This is a genomic window from Streptomyces sp. NPDC047085 (assembly GCF_040643735.1).
In the GTDB taxonomy this organism is placed as follows: Bacteria; Actinomycetota; Actinomycetes; order Streptomycetales; family Streptomycetaceae; genus Streptomyces.
The window spans coordinates 237,496-251,774 of the sequence record NZ_JBEYUW010000005.1; the positions used below are offsets into that span (position 1 = coordinate 237,496).

The 14,279-nt window shown below is 71.4% G+C and carries 11 protein-coding genes and 1 pseudogene; 6 read left to right on the top strand and 6 right to left on the bottom strand.

The window, feature by feature from the left end:
• Window positions 1-15 precede the first annotated feature (15 nt).
• Entirely contained in the window at window positions 16-2,526 is a 2,511-nt protein-coding gene (locus ABZ865_RS19765; RefSeq protein ID WP_361231665.1) for a D-alanyl-D-alanine carboxypeptidase, read from the bottom strand.
• Window positions 2,527-2,721: 195 nt separating this feature from the next.
• Between ABZ865_RS19765 and ABZ865_RS19770 the strand changes: the two genes are divergently transcribed.
• From ABZ865_RS19770 to ABZ865_RS19780, 3 genes are all read left to right on the top strand, one after another.
• Complete coding sequence (locus tag ABZ865_RS19770; protein ID WP_361231667.1) at window positions 2,722-3,477, top strand: GPP34 family phosphoprotein; 756 nt, start codon at window positions 2,722-2,724, stop codon at window positions 3,475-3,477.
• Between the two features lie 279 nt (window positions 3,478-3,756).
• Window positions 3,757-4,614 (top strand): helix-turn-helix transcriptional regulator, encoded by an 858-nt coding sequence (locus ABZ865_RS19775; RefSeq protein WP_361231669.1) that lies wholly within the window; start codon window positions 3,757-3,759, stop codon window positions 4,612-4,614.
• A 189-nt stretch (window positions 4,615-4,803) separates the two neighbouring features.
• The gene (locus ABZ865_RS19780; protein WP_361231671.1) at window positions 4,804-4,995 is read left to right on the top strand and encodes a DUF397 domain-containing protein; all 192 of its coding nucleotides are present in this window, start codon (window positions 4,804-4,806) and stop codon (window positions 4,993-4,995) included.
• A gap of 133 nt (window positions 4,996-5,128) precedes the next feature.
• On the opposite strand, the gene ABZ865_RS19785 is transcribed toward ABZ865_RS19780, so the two are convergent.
• From ABZ865_RS19785 to ABZ865_RS19795, 3 genes are all read right to left on the bottom strand, one after another.
• A complete protein-coding gene (locus ABZ865_RS19785) occupies window positions 5,129-5,977 on the bottom strand; it encodes a MerR family transcriptional regulator (RefSeq protein ID WP_361231673.1) in 849 nt (282 codons plus the stop codon).
• A gap of 106 nt (window positions 5,978-6,083) precedes the next feature.
• On the bottom strand, window positions 6,084-6,590 hold the full coding sequence (locus ABZ865_RS19790; RefSeq protein WP_361231675.1) for a glutathione peroxidase: 507 nt from the start codon (window positions 6,588-6,590) through the stop codon (window positions 6,084-6,086).
• A 10-nt stretch (window positions 6,591-6,600) separates the two neighbouring features.
• A complete protein-coding gene (locus ABZ865_RS19795; protein WP_361231677.1) occupies window positions 6,601-7,677 on the bottom strand; it encodes an ArsR family transcriptional regulator in 1,077 nt (358 codons plus the stop codon).
• Window positions 7,678-7,843: 166 nt separating this feature from the next.
• Between ABZ865_RS19795 and ABZ865_RS19800 the strand changes: the two genes are divergently transcribed.
• Window positions 7,844-9,133 carry an MFS transporter gene (locus tag ABZ865_RS19800; RefSeq protein ID WP_361231679.1) on the top strand — a complete coding sequence of 430 codons (1,290 nt, stop codon included), beginning with the start codon at window positions 7,844-7,846 and terminating at the stop codon, window positions 9,131-9,133.
• A gap of 22 nt (window positions 9,134-9,155) precedes the next feature.
• Here the strand turns inward: ABZ865_RS19800 and ABZ865_RS19805 are convergent.
• Both ABZ865_RS19805 and ABZ865_RS19810 read right to left on the bottom strand, forming a co-directional pair.
• Window positions 9,156-9,905 (bottom strand): annotated as a pseudogene (locus tag ABZ865_RS19805) (slipin family protein); the annotation flags it as partial.
• Window positions 9,906-10,063: 158 nt separating this feature from the next.
• Window positions 10,064-12,505 (bottom strand): SpoIIE family protein phosphatase, encoded by a 2,442-nt coding sequence (locus ABZ865_RS19810; protein ID WP_361231681.1) that lies wholly within the window; start codon window positions 12,503-12,505, stop codon window positions 10,064-10,066.
• 193 nt (window positions 12,506-12,698) lie between these two features.
• Here ABZ865_RS19810 and ABZ865_RS19815 point away from each other — a divergent pair, with 193 nt between their 5' ends.
• Window positions 12,699-13,463: an SDR family oxidoreductase gene (locus tag ABZ865_RS19815; protein ID WP_361231683.1), complete on the top strand. Its 765-nt coding sequence runs from the start codon at window positions 12,699-12,701 to the stop codon at window positions 13,461-13,463.
• A 235-nt stretch (window positions 13,464-13,698) separates the two neighbouring features.
• Complete coding sequence (locus ABZ865_RS19820) at window positions 13,699-14,220, top strand: hypothetical protein (RefSeq protein WP_361231685.1); 522 nt, start codon at window positions 13,699-13,701, stop codon at window positions 14,218-14,220.
• Window positions 14,221-14,279 lie beyond the last annotated feature (59 nt).

Here is a 14,279-nt window from a genome sequence, read left to right on the forward strand (position 1 = left end):
CCCGGGGTGGTGCGATCAGCCCAGACGGGTCAGCTTGGCACTGAAGCCGGGCTTGGCCAGGTCCTTCTGGAGGGCCACCGGAACCTTCACCGCACCGGCCGAACCGTCACCCACGGTGAGCGCCCCGACCGTGGTGCCGGCCTTCGCGGTGTGCGGTACGGGGGTGGAGGTGAAGGACAGCTTCACCTCCAGCCCGGACCAGCCGGCCGCGGTGACGTCCTTCGTGACGACGACCGGCGTACGGCCGCCGAGGCCGTCGTCGACGTACCCGACGACATCGCCCTTCTTCAGGATCGTCGCCGGCTTCAGCGCGCCCTGCGCGGCCCGGATCAGCTTGTCGCCCGCGTCCAGGACGCCGCTGATGATCGTGTTGTCGAAGCCGCCGGCGGGCTGGCGCATCACGGCACCGATGATCGTGCGGGTCTCGCCGCCGACCTGCTGCTTGGCGGCGAAGACGAGGTTGCCGAGGGCGGAGGTGGTGGTGCCGGTCTTGATGCCGACGACGTTGTTGTGGCCGACCAGACGGTTGTAGTTGGAGTGGTTGACGCCCTTGTAGTCGTCGTACGACATCATCGCCGCGACCTCGCGGAAGGCGGGCTGCTCCATGGCGGCCTTGGCGAGCTTGACCTGGTCCACGGCCGTGCTGACCGTCGAGTCGGTCAGGCCCGAGGGGTCGGTGTACGTGGTGTTGGTCATGCCGAGGCTCTTGGCGGTGGCGTTCATCTTCGTCACGAACGCCTTCTCCGAGCCGGAGTCCCAGCGGGCCAGCAGGCGGGCCACGTTGTTGGCGGAGGGCAGGAGGATGGCCTCCAGGGCCTCGCGCTCGGAGATGCTGTCGCCGGCGGTCACCGGGACGGTGGACTCCTGGCCGGCGTTCGACTGCTCCTCGGCGGCCTTGTCGATCTTGATCTTGGGGCCGGCCTCGCCGCTCTTGAGGGGGTGCTCGCGGAGGACGAGGTAGGCCGTCATGACCTTCGCGACGCTCGCGATCGGTACGGGCTTCTGGGTGCCGGAGGAGCCGAACGTGCCGATGCCCTGGACATCGAGGGCGGCCTGGCCGGTGGCCGGCCAGGGGATGTCGGCCTTGGCGCCGCCGAACGTGTAGCTGTCCTTCGCGGTGAGGTCGAGGGTGGGCTGGGGGAGGGGGCGCAGGGTCTGTACGACCGCAAAGATGATCGCCAGGAGGAGGACCAGGGGGGTCCAGATCTTGATCCGGCGGATCAGGGTGCGGACGGGGGTCTGCGGGGGCGGGGGCGTGTTCGTCAGCTCGGCCAGGAGGTCGAGCGGGGGCTTGGGGGGAAGGGGCTGCTGGGTGGTGCGCTCCGGGCCGACCTGGGGGAGGGCGGTGGTGGGGGCGGAGAGGTCGGGGGCGGGGGTGCGGGTGGTTTTCGGGGTCGGCTTCGGGCTCGCCGTCGGGGCCGGCTTCGGGGTGGTCTTCGGGGCGTCCGGGTCCTTGAGGGGGACGAACTTGCTGCCGCCCAGCTTGAGCATGGTGGTCGGCTGGTCGACGGCCGGCTTCTTGGGGCGGAGGGTTTTGAGCGCGGTGGTGGGGTGGTCGACGGGGGGCGACGCCTTGGCTTCGCCTTCGGCGTCGGTGTTCCCGCCCGCACCACCCGTGCGGGTTTCGTTGTCGGCTGCGGGTGGCCCCTGTGGGGCGTCCTCGCCGTCGGCGGCCTGCGGGTCCGTGTCGGCTTCCGACGCCTCGGCTTCGCCTTCGGCGTCGGTGTTCCCACCCGCACCACCCGTGCGGGATTCGTTGTCGGCTGCGGGTGGCCCCTGCGGGGCGATCTCGCCGTCGGCGGCCTGCGGGTCCGCGTCGCCGGTCTGGGGGGCCTCGTCGGCGGACTCCTGGGCCCCGTCGGGGGTCTGCGGGGCCTCGTCGGCGGGCTCCTGGTCCCCCTCGGGGGTCTGGGGGGCTGCGTCGGTGGGCTTGTCGGCAGGCTCGGCAGAGGCCTTGGACGCAGGCTCGGTAGCCGCCTTGGCGGCAGGCTTTGCTGCGGTGTCGGTGGCCTTGTCGGTGTCCGACTCCGTGTCCGACTCCGTGTCAGGCTTCGCGTCGGCCTTGGGGGTGGTCGTCTCGTCCGGGTCCGCGAGGGAGTCCGTGTTCGAGTCGTCGGCAGGGGCCGCGGACGCGTCCGGTTTCGAGTCCTCGGCCGGATCCGAGGCGGTGTCAGGGTGTGCGTCGGCGCTGGGGGTCTCGTCCGGGGCGTCGTCCGACTCGGTGTCAGTCTTCGCCTCGGGCTCCGGCTTGTCCTCCGGACGCTGCTTCAGTCCGGTGGCGGCGGGGCGGGTCCAGGAGGAGACGGCCTTTTCGAGGTCGGCGTCGTCTTCCTGCTCGGGCTTCGCGGCGCGGACGGAGAGGACCTTTGTGGCGGTGTCCACTGCCGCGGTCGCGGCTGCGGAATCCTTTTCGCGGGAGACCGCGAGACGCGGGTCGCGGGATTCGGGAACCGAGGCCTTGGCCCCCGGCGTCGGTTCCGCCGACGACTCGTGCTGCTTCGACCTGTCGGGGGACTCGCCCGCCACCGATGCCTCCTAGTGCGCCGCACGCCCACTCGCGCGCCCTGTCCGAACCATGTACCAGTGTCCTGTGTGAGGGCTTGGCCCCTGTGGTAGACGAGAACGACATACCTACCGGTTCCCTCACGAACCGGTCACGCACCCTCGACAGACCAATGTGAGAGGGGTCACCCTGTCTGTCATCCACGCGGGGAGGCATGGATGGGCAGGAGCCGCAGAACACTTCCGGAGGAGCTTCTGCTGCTGGCACTGGACCCGGCCACGGGTACCACTGCACAGCCGCAGTCGCTCGACCTCGGTCTGGCCGGAGCACAGCTAGTGGAGCTGGCGCTGGCCGGACGGATAGCCCCAGACGGGGATCGTATCGCCGTGGTGGTACCACGGCCGACTGGAGATCCGACTTTGGACTGTGCGTTGGAGTTGCTGCGAAGGCGCGGCGCTCCCGTACGTGCCGTCCATTGGATCGGCGGGCCCCGGCTGGGGCTGCGTCAGATCTACCTCTCGCATCTCGAACGGTGCGGCATGGTGGCCGCCGTGCCGGGGCAGATGTGCGGGGTGTTGCCGACGACGCGGTACCAGGCGACGGACACCGCCATCAGCCGGGAGATCCGATCCCGGCTGGATTCCGCGATCCGCACCGGCGTACCGCCGGACCCGCGGACCGCCGCGCTCGCCGCGCTGGCCCACGCCGTCGGCCTCGGCAAGCACCTGTATCCGGGGAACGAGGGCCGGTCCTCGCGGTCCCGGCTGCGGGATCTGATCCGGCATGACCCGATGGGTGGTCTTGTCGCGCACGCCGTGATGGACGTGCAGAACGGCGCGGCCGCACAGCCGCGCCGCGGTCCGGCCGTGGCAGGGCGGCCGACCGGGCCCGGAGCCAGGGCGACGGCGGAACCCGCGCGCGGGGTTCCGATGCAGCCGCGCCGCGGATCCATGGCACGCGCCGTGGTCCACTGAACGACCGTACGACCGAACGACCGCACCGTCGGCACCAGGACCGGTTCGGGAGCCGCTGGTTCGAGCGGGGTGGTGGGACTCGTGGTTCCACCACCCCGCTCGACCGCATTCCGGCTTCCGGCTTCCACGTTCCGGCTTCCGTCCTTTCCGTGCCCGAACTGACGCGTACGCGCCGCATATCCACCGTTTCCCAGCGGTAGAAAGCCCCTTGGTGGCAGTCTGCTCAACAGCAGATACGCAAAGTGTCAGGAACAGGCAGCAGCCGGAGGTGCACGTCCCGTGGCGTCCAATGTCAATCCCACCGTCAGGCGGCGCCGGCTGGGCCAGGAGCTGCGCAGGCTCCGTGAGCTCAAGGGCATGACCGCCGAAGAGGTGGCGGAGCGGCTGCTCGTGTCGCAGTCGAAGATCAGCCGGCTGGAGAACGGCCGCAGAAGCATCAGTCAGCGTGACGTGCGCGACCTGTGCGGGGTGTACGAGGTCGAGGACCAGCGGATCGTGGACTCCCTCATGGAGATGGCCCGGGACTCGCGGCAGCAGGGCTGGTGGCACACGTTCGGGGACATCCCGTACAGCGTCTACATCGGCCTGGAGACCGACGCCGAGTCGCTGCGGGTGTACGAACCCCAGCTGGTGACCGGTCTGTTGCAGACCCGCGCCTACGCGGAGGCCCTGGTGCAGGGCGCGTTGCCGGAGACCTCGACCGCCGAGATCGAGAAGCGTGTGCAGGTGCGCATGCGCCGACAGGAACGTATCACCGCCGAGAGCACGCCCCTGCGGCTGTGGGTGGTGCTGGACGAGGCGGCGCTCAAGCGCGTCGTGGGCAGCAGGCTGGTGATGCGGGAGCAGCTGGAGCACCTGCTTGAGATGTCCCAGCTGCCCCATGTCACGGTGCAGATCCTGCCGTTCGAGGTGGGCGCCCACCCGGGGCTCAACGGCCAGTACGCGATCCTGGAGTTCGCCGACGCGGCCGACTCCAGCGTGGTCTACCTGGAGGGCGTCACCAGCGACCTGTACCTGGAGAAGGCGCAGGACGTGCAGAAGTACGCCGTGATGTACGAGCATCTACGGGCACAGTCCCTCAATGTGGAACAGTCCCGGCAATACATCTCCAAAGTGGCCAAAGAGTACGCCGATTGAGCCCCTCCCGCAGAGGGCGCCGGATCGTACACCGTCCGTCCGCTCAAGCGGAAGGCCCACCTGGAATATGCCATCCGCTTGAGTGAACGACTCCTCCGGGAGGGGCAGTTGCCGGGTAGCGTCGATCACGCCAATCAGCCGACAAGGTTGGCGTGAACCGCACTACAGCAACTCGCAACAGGAGTGGACATGGCACTGATTCAGGGCGCTTCGGAGACGTGGATGAAGTCCTCTTATTCCGCGGGCAACGGCGCCTGCGTCGAGGTCAAGTCGCCCACCGCCGCCGACCTCGCCGTCCGCGACTCCAAGGTCGTGGAGGGCCCGATCCTGGCGTTCCCCGCCGAGGCGTGGAACGCCTTCGTGGCCTCGGTCAAGGCGTAGGGGGCCCTCCCTGACCCTCCCCCGTAGTCGCCTCGACGACGACAACTGCACAAGCAAGACCCGCAGAGCCCTCTCGACCAGTCGCCGTCCTTGCCGAGAGGGCTCGGCATTTCTCTAGGGCCTGTCCGGCGGATCAGGCCACCGGGAACGCCACGTCGCAGACCGGGTCCTCGGGCCCGGCCGCGTTCCAGTCCGCGAAGTACACCTCCCGGCAGGGCCCGGCGGCCTTCAGCCCCTCCCGCGCCAGCCACTGCTCCACCGCCTCGAACGCGGCGAGGATCTGCGGATGCGCCACCTGTGCCTTGGTGATCCGGGTGTAGGCCAGCCGGGCCGCCGGCTCCACCCGCACCCGCGTCGCCCACGGGCCCCCGTGCCGCTCCACCCAGGCCCGGGCCGCCGCCTCGTCCGCCACCGGCACACAGGACTCGGCCGGTCCGTCGCTCTCCATCGACACCTCGGAGTGATAGACGACGAACGGCGCCCCGGCGACGCCCCCGCACTCCCGGGCCGCCGCCTCCAGCCGGCCCAGCGAGGCGCCGATCCACGTCGGCAGCTCGTCCGCCAGCGTGTGCCGGGACTCGGTGATCACCACCTGGGCCGGCACGTCCACCGTCTCGACCGCGAACTTCTCGTACATCTCGGAACTCCTCCCCGACAGCCGTCCACGGAGGTACGCGGCGAGGGTCCGCTGCCCGGCCAGCCGGGTCTCCACGTCCGCCCAGTAGGCGGCGAGCCGGTCGGCCGCCTCGGCGCCCTCGGCCCCGACCACCTCCGCGACCCGGGCCAGCGGCATGTCCAGCTGCCGCAGCAGGGCCACGAGACGGGCGCGTTCGACCTGGCCGGCGCGGTAGTAGCGGTAGCCGCTGGCCTCGTCGACATGGGCCGGGACGAGCAGGCCGAGCCGGTCGTACAGCCGCAGGGCCTTCGCCGACAGGCGGGACCGCGCGGCGAACGCGCCGATGGTGAGCAGCTCCTCGTTCACGTGTGTCATCCTCCGTCACCGGGCGGCTTCTTCCGCCCGGTGACAGGGACGCTCAGCCCTGCCCCAGGGGCAAGGTCAACCCGCGGGGGCTCGCGGCGGGCAGGCCCTAGCCCAGGCGGCTCTCGATGGCCGCCACGATCTCGGCGGACTCCGGCTCGGTCTGCGGGGAGAAGCGGGCGGCGACCTGGCCGTCCCGGCCGATCAGGAACTTCTCGAAGTTCCAGCGGATGTCACCGCTGTGCCCCTCGGCGTCGGCGAAGCCCACCAGGCGCTCGTACAGCGCGTGCCGGCCCTCCCCGTTCACCTCGACCTTCTCGGTCAGCGGGAAGGTCACGCCGTACGTCGCCGAGCAGAACTCGGCGATCTCCTCGGCGGTGCCGGGCTCCTGCCCGAGGAACTGGTTGCAGGGCACCCCGAGCACGGTGAACCCCTGCCCGGCGTACCGCTCCTGCAGCCGCTCCAGGCCCGAGTACTGCGGGGTCAGCCCACACTTGGAGGCCACGTTCACGATGAGTACGGTCTTGCCCGCGTACTGCGCCAGATCGGCGGAGCCACCCTGGAGGGCCCCGATCTCGACGTCCAGCACGGAGCCGTTGTGGTCGTTAGTCGTCATGAGCGGGATGCTATGCGCTCCGCCGGGAGTGCCGGGACGCGGCGTCGGTCGGCTGCGCCGCCGTCGTGGCTGGTCGCTCCCCCTCTCGCGACTCGGCCCGCGCGCCTTCGGGGCGCTGCTGCCCCGCCGCCTCCACCACCACCTCGCCCGCCGCCGTCCTCGCGTACAGCACCTCGCGTCCGGCTCGCCATCGGGTCACCAGTCCCGCCTCCCGGAGCACCTTCAGATGACGTCCGACCGACCCCAGCCCCTGCCCGGTCACCGCCGTCAGCTGGGTGGTGCTCAGCGGGGAGTCGAGCAGGACGAGCACCCCGGCCCGGGCGGCGCCGAGCAGCGCGCCCAGGCTCGCGGGCACCGGGCGGTCGTCGCCGTGTCCGGCGAGGACGCCGGTGCAGGGGTAGATCACGGCGTAGCGCTCGCGTTCCTCCCAGGCCACCCAGCCGTGCCGCTGGGCCGTCACCGGCACGAAGACCAGTTCGGCGCCCGAGATCTCGCGGGGCGGGTACTCGTGCAGGTTGATCTGGAGCCGGTTGTCCCCGAGCCACCGGGTGCCGCCCGGCCGCAGTGAGTCCAGCACCCCGGCCCAGCCGCCCCGGCTCACCCGCGCCGTCCGCGCCATCACGTCCGCCTCCAGCACCCGCCGGCGGCGCTCCCAGTACGGCCGTACGGTCTCCTCCCACACCCACTCCAGCAGCGCGGCCGCCCGCTCGGGCAGGTCGTCCCGGTCCAGCATGTCCGGCAGCGGCCCGGCGAGGGAGACGCGCAGGTGCGCCCGGGCGTCCGCCGGGGCCACCGCCCGCACCCGGCCGACCTCGGTGGCGAAATCCTCCCCGCCCCGGGGCGCGGGCGTCAGGAAGTCGGCGATCCACTCCCGGCCCAGCCCCGCCCGCACCAGCCGCGCGGTCACCGGGTCGGCCGCGAGCAGCGCCCGGTACCCGGGCAGATGCGCGCGCAGCCACTCCTGCTCCCCGGGATGCGCCCCGGCGCCCGCGTGCAGCTGCTTCAGGCTCGCGAAGGTCTCGGCGAGCGGAGAGACGACGAACCGGCTGCGCGCCAGCGTGTCCGCGTTGAGCTGCCACCAACCCATGACCCCGCGCTCCCCCCACCCCTTCGATGATCACGACCTTGGTACGACCTCGGTCACGTCCTCGGTCGCGATCTCGGTCACGACCGCGGACACCACCTTGGTCACGACCTTTCGCGTGACGGCGAAACATTAACGACCCCTCCGCGCCCCGCCCGAGACTCCCCGCATGACCGGATACCGATCGCTGTTCCGCACCCCGGAGTTCACCCCGCTCTTTCTCGGCGCGGCCCTGCAGACGGCCGCGCAGACCGTCGGCGGGCTCGCGCTCGGCACGCTCGTGTACCGGGCGACGGGATCGCCGCTGCTGTCGGCGGTGAGCATGTTCGGCCCCTCGCTGGCCCAGGTGCTGGGCGCGACCTTCCTGCTCTCCGGCGCCGACCGGCTGCCCCCGCGCACGGCCCTGACCGTGATCGCGCTGGCCTTCGGGGCCGGTACGGCGCTCCAGGCGCTGCCCGGCCTGCCGACCGGCGCGCTGTTCGCGATCGTCCTGCTGCTGGGCCTGGTCGCCTCGGTGGGCGGCGGGGTCCGCTGGGGGCTGCTGAACGAGCTGCTGGCCAAGGGCGGCTATCTGCCGGGGCGTTCGCTGTTCAACATGATGAGCGGTCTGATGCAGATCGCCGGGTTCGCCACCGGCGGCGCCCTGCTGGCCGCCCTCTCCCCGCGGGCCTGCCTGCTGCTCGCGGCGGCGCTGTACCTGACGGCCGCGCTGGTCCTGCGCCTGGGCCTGAGCGCCCGCCCGCCCCGGGTCACCGGCCGCCCCTCCCCGGCGGCGACCTGGCGCACGAACGCCCTGCTGTGGTCGGACCGCCCGCGCCGCCTCACCTACCTGGGCCTGTGGCTGCCCAACGGCCTGGTCGTCGGCTGCGAGTCGCTGTACGTGTCGTACGACTCCGGCGCGGCCGGCACCCTGTTCGCGTGCGGGGCGCTCGGCATGTTCGCCGGGGACGTGACGGTGGGCCGGCTGCTGCCGCCCGCCGTGCGCGCCCGGCTCGCGACCCCGCTGCTCCTGCTGCTGGCGGCGCCGTACCTGCTGTTCGCCGCGCACCCGCCGCTGGCCGTGGCGGTGGTGTGTGTGACGGCGGCTTCCGTCGGGTTCGGCGCGAGCCTGGTGCAGCAGGAGCGGCTGATGAGCCTGACCCCCGACGAACTCGCCGGTCACGCCCTGGGGCTGCACTCGGCGGGCATGCTGACCCTGCAGGGCGTGAGCGCGACGCTGGCCGGTTCGGTGGCCCAGCTCACCTCCCCGGCCGCGGCGATGACGGTGATGGCGACGGCCTCGGTGGCAGTGACCCTGGCGCTGGCTACCGCTGCTCGGCGCCCGGCTGCGGCTGCTGCGCCGGAAGCTGCTGGACCTGCTGGACCTCATGAGCCGGCTGGACCTCCTGAGCCTGCTGGACCTGCTGGGCCGGCTGAGTCTGCTGACCCTCCTGAGCCTGCGGAACCTGCTTCGCGCTGATGTCCGCGTCCATCTTCTGGGTGGCCTTGTCGAAGTAGCGCAGCAGCTCGACCGGGAACGGCATCACCAGCGTGGAGTTCTTCTCGGCGGCGACCTCGACGACGGTCTGCAGCAGCCGGAGCTGCATGGCCTCCGGCGTGTCCGACATGATCCGCGACGCGTTGGCGAGCTGCTGTGCGGCCTGGAACTCACCGTCCGCGGTGATGACCCGGGCCCGCCGTTCCCGCTCCGCCTCGGCCTGCCGCGACATGGACCGCTTCAGCGACTCCGGGAGCTGCACATCCTTGATCTCGACCCGGTCGATGTGGATGCCCCAGCCCGCGGCCGGGCTGTCGATCATCAGGGCCAGCCCCTCGTGCAGCCGCTCCCGGTCGCTGAGCAGGTCGTCCAGGTCGCTCTTGCCGATGATGGAACGCAGGGAGGACTGGGCGACCTGCCCGACGGCGAAGACGTAGTCCTGCACCTCGATGGCGGCCCGCACCGGGTCGGTCACCCGGAAGTAGACGACCGCGTCGACCTTCACCGACACGTTGTCCTTGGTGATGCCCTCCTGGGTCGGCACGGGCATGGTCACGACCTGCACGTTCACCTTGCGCATCCGGTCGGCGAACGGAATGAGGAAGGTGATGCCGGGCTGCCGGTGGCTCGGCAGGGCCTTCCCCCACCGGAACACCACTCCGCGCTCCACCTGGTTGACGACCCGCATCCCGCTCTTCAGCACGAGCAGCAGGGCCACGACCACGATCACCACTGCGACGACGGTGCCTTCCATGGCACTCCATTCTCCGACGCGACTTCCGTCCGGTTCCGGACAACGGGGAGGACACCGCGACGGGGGGTGCCGGATGCGTCCGCGGCGTCAGGAATTCGTCAAGGAACCGGACAGGCCCGCCGGGCCCGGTCAGCACAGGTCAGGCCCGTCAGGCCCGGTCAGGCCACCGCGGTCACGGGTTCTTCCGCCCAGATGGTCTTGCCGCGGTCCTCGTAACGGGTTCCCCAGCGCTGGGCGAACTGCGAGACCAGCAGCAGCCCGCGGCCGCCCTCGTCGGTCGTACGGGCGTGCCGCAGATGCGGGGCGGCGCTGCTGCCGTCGGATACCTCCACGCTCAGCGTGCGGTCGCGGATCAGCCGCAGCTGCACGGGCGGTTTGGCGTACCGGATGGCGTTGGTGACCAGCTCGCTGACGATCAGTTCGGTGGAGAACACCTCGTCGTCCATGGCCCAGGTGGTCAGCTGGCGGGCGGTGAGCGAACGGGCCGTGGCCACGGCCTCCGGGTCGGCGGGGAGCACCCAGGTGGCGACGCGCGCGGGATCCAGGGGCCGCGTGCAGGCCACGAGGACGGCCGCGTCGTTCCAGGGGTCGGGCGGGACCAGTTCCTCGGTCAGGCGCAGACAGAGATCCTGGGGGGTGCCGTGGGCGGCGGACAGCAGGCGGGTGAGCCGCATATGTGCCTCGTGCTGAGCGTCCTCGCCCCGGAAGGCCTGCAGCAGCCCCGGTGTGAACAGGACCAGCCGGCTGTTCTCGGGCACCCGCATCGTGGTCTTCGCGAAGGGCGGGCCGGGCCGGCCGAGGGGCGGACCCGCGGACATCTCGGGGAAGGTCACCGAGCCGTCCGGAACCGCCAGGGCCAGCCCCGGGGGCCCGGCGGTGGCCGCCGTGCACTGGCAGGTGACGGGGTCGTAGACCAGGTAGAGGCAGGTGGTGCCGACGGGGCTGCCGCCGGGGTCCTGGGCGGTCTCGACGTGCATCTGGCGGACCAGGTCGTCGAGGCGGGCCGTGAGCTCGTCGGGGGCGAGCCCCAGGGAGGCCAGGGTGTGCACGGCGGTGCGCAGCCGCCCCGCGTTGGTGGCGGCCCGCACACCGCGCCCAGGGACACTGCCCGCGACGACGGCCACCCGGGCGCCGGGCAGGGCGATGACGTCGGTCCAGTCGCCGCCCGCGCCGGACTGGACCCAGTGGTGTGCCGCCTGGACCGCCTGCGGGACGTGGAGGCTGTGGGGCACCAGGCCGCGCTGCAGGGTGAGCACGGTGTTGCGCTCGCGTACATAGCGGTGGGCGTTGTCCAGCGCGACGGCGGTACGGGCGGCGAGGTCCTGGGCCACGGTGAGGTCGGCGTCCTCGAAGGAGCCACGGTCGGTCCACCGGTAGAAGGTGACCAGGCCCAGCGTGGAGTCGCGGGCCAGCAGCGGGACCGCCATCAGCGAGTGGACCCCTTCCGCCCGCATCCGGGGTCCCCTGACCCCGTCGCTCCGTATCCACGCGCTGTCCTCGTCGACCGTGCGCACGAGGCACGGCTTGTGCCCGTTGAGGACCTGGACGGCGGGCGCGGCGTCCGGGTAACTGCTGACCTCGCCGATCGCGAACGCGCCCGCGTGACGGTCCGCCTGGATGGACCGGGAGGCGGCACGCCGCAGGTCCCAGCGGGGCTCGATCGGCCGGTCCGGTATCTCCTCCCCGGTCAGCACCGGCTCCAGGAGGTCCACGGCCACGCGGTCGGCCAACCGGGGCACCACCACGTCGGCCAGCTCGGCCGCGGTACTCAGCACGTCCAGGGTGGTGCCGATGCGGGAACCGGCGTCGGCGATGAGGGCGAGCCGTTCCTGGGCCCGGTGCTGCTCGGTCACGTCGGTGACCAGGTCGGCGACGCCGAGGACGCGGCCGTCCGGGCCCTCCAGACGGAACGCGGACGCCGAGTAGACGTGCTCGTGCTCGGGGTCGCCGGGGGGACGGCCGCGCTTCTCGAAGGCGAGCGCAGGCAGCCCGGTCTCCAGCACCTCGGTCATCACCTGTTCGGCCCTCTGGGCGCTGAAGTCCGGCCATGCCTCGGTGGGCCGCAGCCCCAGCCCCTCGGTGACCCGGGTGCCCTGCATGCCCTCGGCGGCGGCGTTGTAGCGCGTCAGGCGCAGGTCGGGGTCCATGAGGAACAGGCCGATGGGGGAGCGGGTGAACAGGGCGTCCAGGAGCGCGCGGTCCACGTCGGCGGAGGTGGCGGAGGCGGAGGTGTCGGAGGTGTCGGCGGTCGAGGTGTCGGCGGGGGTGGCGGTCGAGGTGGAGGTTCCCGCCCCGCGCACCTCAGCCGGCCACAGGCCGACCCTCCAGCGTGGTCCGCCCCGCGCCGTGTGCCCGGCGCTCAGCCGCAGCCGGCAGCGGACGGGGTGCCCGTCCCGGTGCCGCAGCACGATGTCGGCGTTCGCGTCGCCCGTCGGCGCGTCGCTGAGAAGGTCCGTGGCCTTGCGGCCGAGGACCAGGTCCTCGGGGTACCCCAGCAACTTTTCGGCGGCCGTGCTCCAGGCGACGACGACGCCTTCGTCGTCGACCTCGAGAGACGCCTGGTACGCCGACTCGGACGCCTGGTACGTCGACTCGTTCATGATCACCCGACCGTTCTCGCGCCGGCACAGTGCGGTCGTACCCCCAGTCTGACCGCGCCGCCCCGACTCGGCACTCCGTTCGGCCGCACCGCGCACCGAGCCGTTTCCCGCAACCCGGCTCAGAATCGAAAGGGTGTGATCCGAGGGGGTGCGGCCGGAGAGGGGATCGGAGGGGGGCGAAAGGAGCACACCGATGACATCCGCTGTTCCCGACGCCCTGGAAGGCAAGGCCGTCTTCGTGGGCGGCGCCTCCCGCAATCTGGGGGCGCTGATCAGCCGTACCCTCGCCGACGCGGGTGCCCGGATCGCCGTGCACTACAACAGCGACTCCTCGGCCGCCAAGGCACAGGCCGTGGTCGACGAGATCACGGGCAAGGGCGGCGAGGCGTTCTCCCTGCAGGGCGACCTCACCCGGCCGGAGCAGGTCGAGCGGGTCTTCGACGAGGTCGTCGACCGCTTCGGCTCGTTGCACGCGAGCGTGAACACCGCCGGGATGGTCATCAAGAAACCCCTGGTCGAGGTGACCCCGGAGGAGTACGACCGCATGTTCGCGGTGAACTCCAAAGCCGCCTTCTTCGTCATGAAGGAAGCCGCGAAGCGGATCGAGGACGGCGGCAAGATCCTCACCGTCGTCACTTCGCTGCTGGCCGGCTACACCGGCCTGTACTCCGTCTACGCCGGCAGCAAGGCCCCGGTCGAGGACTTCACCCGGGCCCTGTCCAAGGAGCTGTTCGGCCGCAACATCTCCGTCAACTGCATCGCTCCCGGCCCGATGGACACCGGCTTCTTCTACCCGGCCGAGACCGACGACTCCGTGGCCTACCTCAAGGCCCAGGCGATGAACGGCGACCTGACCAAGATCGAGTACATCGTCCCCTGGGTGAAGTTCCTGCTCACCGACGGCTGGTGGGCCAACGGCCAGGTCTTCTTCGTCAACGGCGGCTTCACGACCCGTTAGGCACCCGGGTGGCCGATCTCCAGCCGGAGGGCGTCCGACGGGGTGAAAGCCGGCCGGTGAATGGCCCGGCCCTCGCTTTCGGCTTGCGCGCGTTTCCCGGGATTCCGCGGCCATATGGCACATGATCGAAATGCGGCCGCTGCCGCGCGCCTCCACGATGGCGCTGAAGGGCGGAGCGCGAAGCTTTCGACAGCCGAGCACTCCGCCGAGTCATGCGTCAAAGAAAGAGGGAACCATGACGGCAACGACGGAGACTCCCACTCGAGAAAAGGCCGGGGTCGGCCAGGAAGAGTTCGGCGAGGAATCCGCCTTCGGTCCGCTCCTGCTGGCTACGCTGCTGGCCCGTCGTGAGGAGCGTGGCGAGGAGTCGATCATCGAGAACCCGCTCCTCCTCGCCGCGCTGTCGCGTCGCCGCGAGGAGAGCGGTGAGGAACCGATCGTCGACCACCCGCTGCTCCTCGCCGCGCTGATGCGCCGCCGTAAGGAGCGTGGTGAGGAGTCGATCATCGGGCATCCGCTGCTCCTCGCCGCGCTGATGCGCCGTCGTCGTGAGGAGCGCGGCGGCGAGTCGATCATCGAGCACCCCCTCCTCCTCGCCGCGCTGATGCGCCACCGCCGTGAGGAGCGTGGTGAGGAGTCGATCATCGAGCATCCGCTGCTCCTTGCCGCGCTGATGCACCGTCGTCGTGAGGAGCGCGGCGGCGAGTCGCTGATCGAGAACCCCCTCCTCCTTGCCGCGCTGATGCGCCGCTCCTAGGAACTGGCGACATCCCTGCCCCCCGATTCTGGCATTCGGCGGTATCGGGGGGCAGGTGC

Bases quoted from the DNA above. Each gene is read 5' to 3' on its own strand.
- ABZ865_RS19770 (WP_361231667.1), top strand. From the start codon at position 2,722: ATGGGCAGGAGCCGCAGAACACTTCCGGAGGAGCTTCTGCTGCTGGCA.
- ABZ865_RS19810 (WP_361231681.1), bottom strand. From the start codon at position 12,505: ATGAACGAGTCGACGTACCAGGCGTCCGAGTCGGCGTACCAGGCGTCT.
- ABZ865_RS19790 (WP_361231675.1), bottom strand. From the start codon at position 6,590: ATGACGACTAACGACCACAACGGCTCCGTGCTGGACGTCGAGATCGGG.
- ABZ865_RS19820 (WP_361231685.1), top strand. From the start codon at position 13,699: ATGACGGCAACGACGGAGACTCCCACTCGAGAAAAGGCCGGGGTCGGC.
- ABZ865_RS19780 (WP_361231671.1), top strand. From the start codon at position 4,804: ATGGCACTGATTCAGGGCGCTTCGGAGACGTGGATGAAGTCCTCTTAT.
- ABZ865_RS19815 (WP_361231683.1), top strand. From the start codon at position 12,699: ATGACATCCGCTGTTCCCGACGCCCTGGAAGGCAAGGCCGTCTTCGTG.
- ABZ865_RS19795 (WP_361231677.1), bottom strand. From the start codon at position 7,677: ATGGGTTGGTGGCAGCTCAACGCGGACACGCTGGCGCGCAGCCGGTTC.
- ABZ865_RS19800 (WP_361231679.1), top strand. From the start codon at position 7,844: ATGACCGGATACCGATCGCTGTTCCGCACCCCGGAGTTCACCCCGCTC.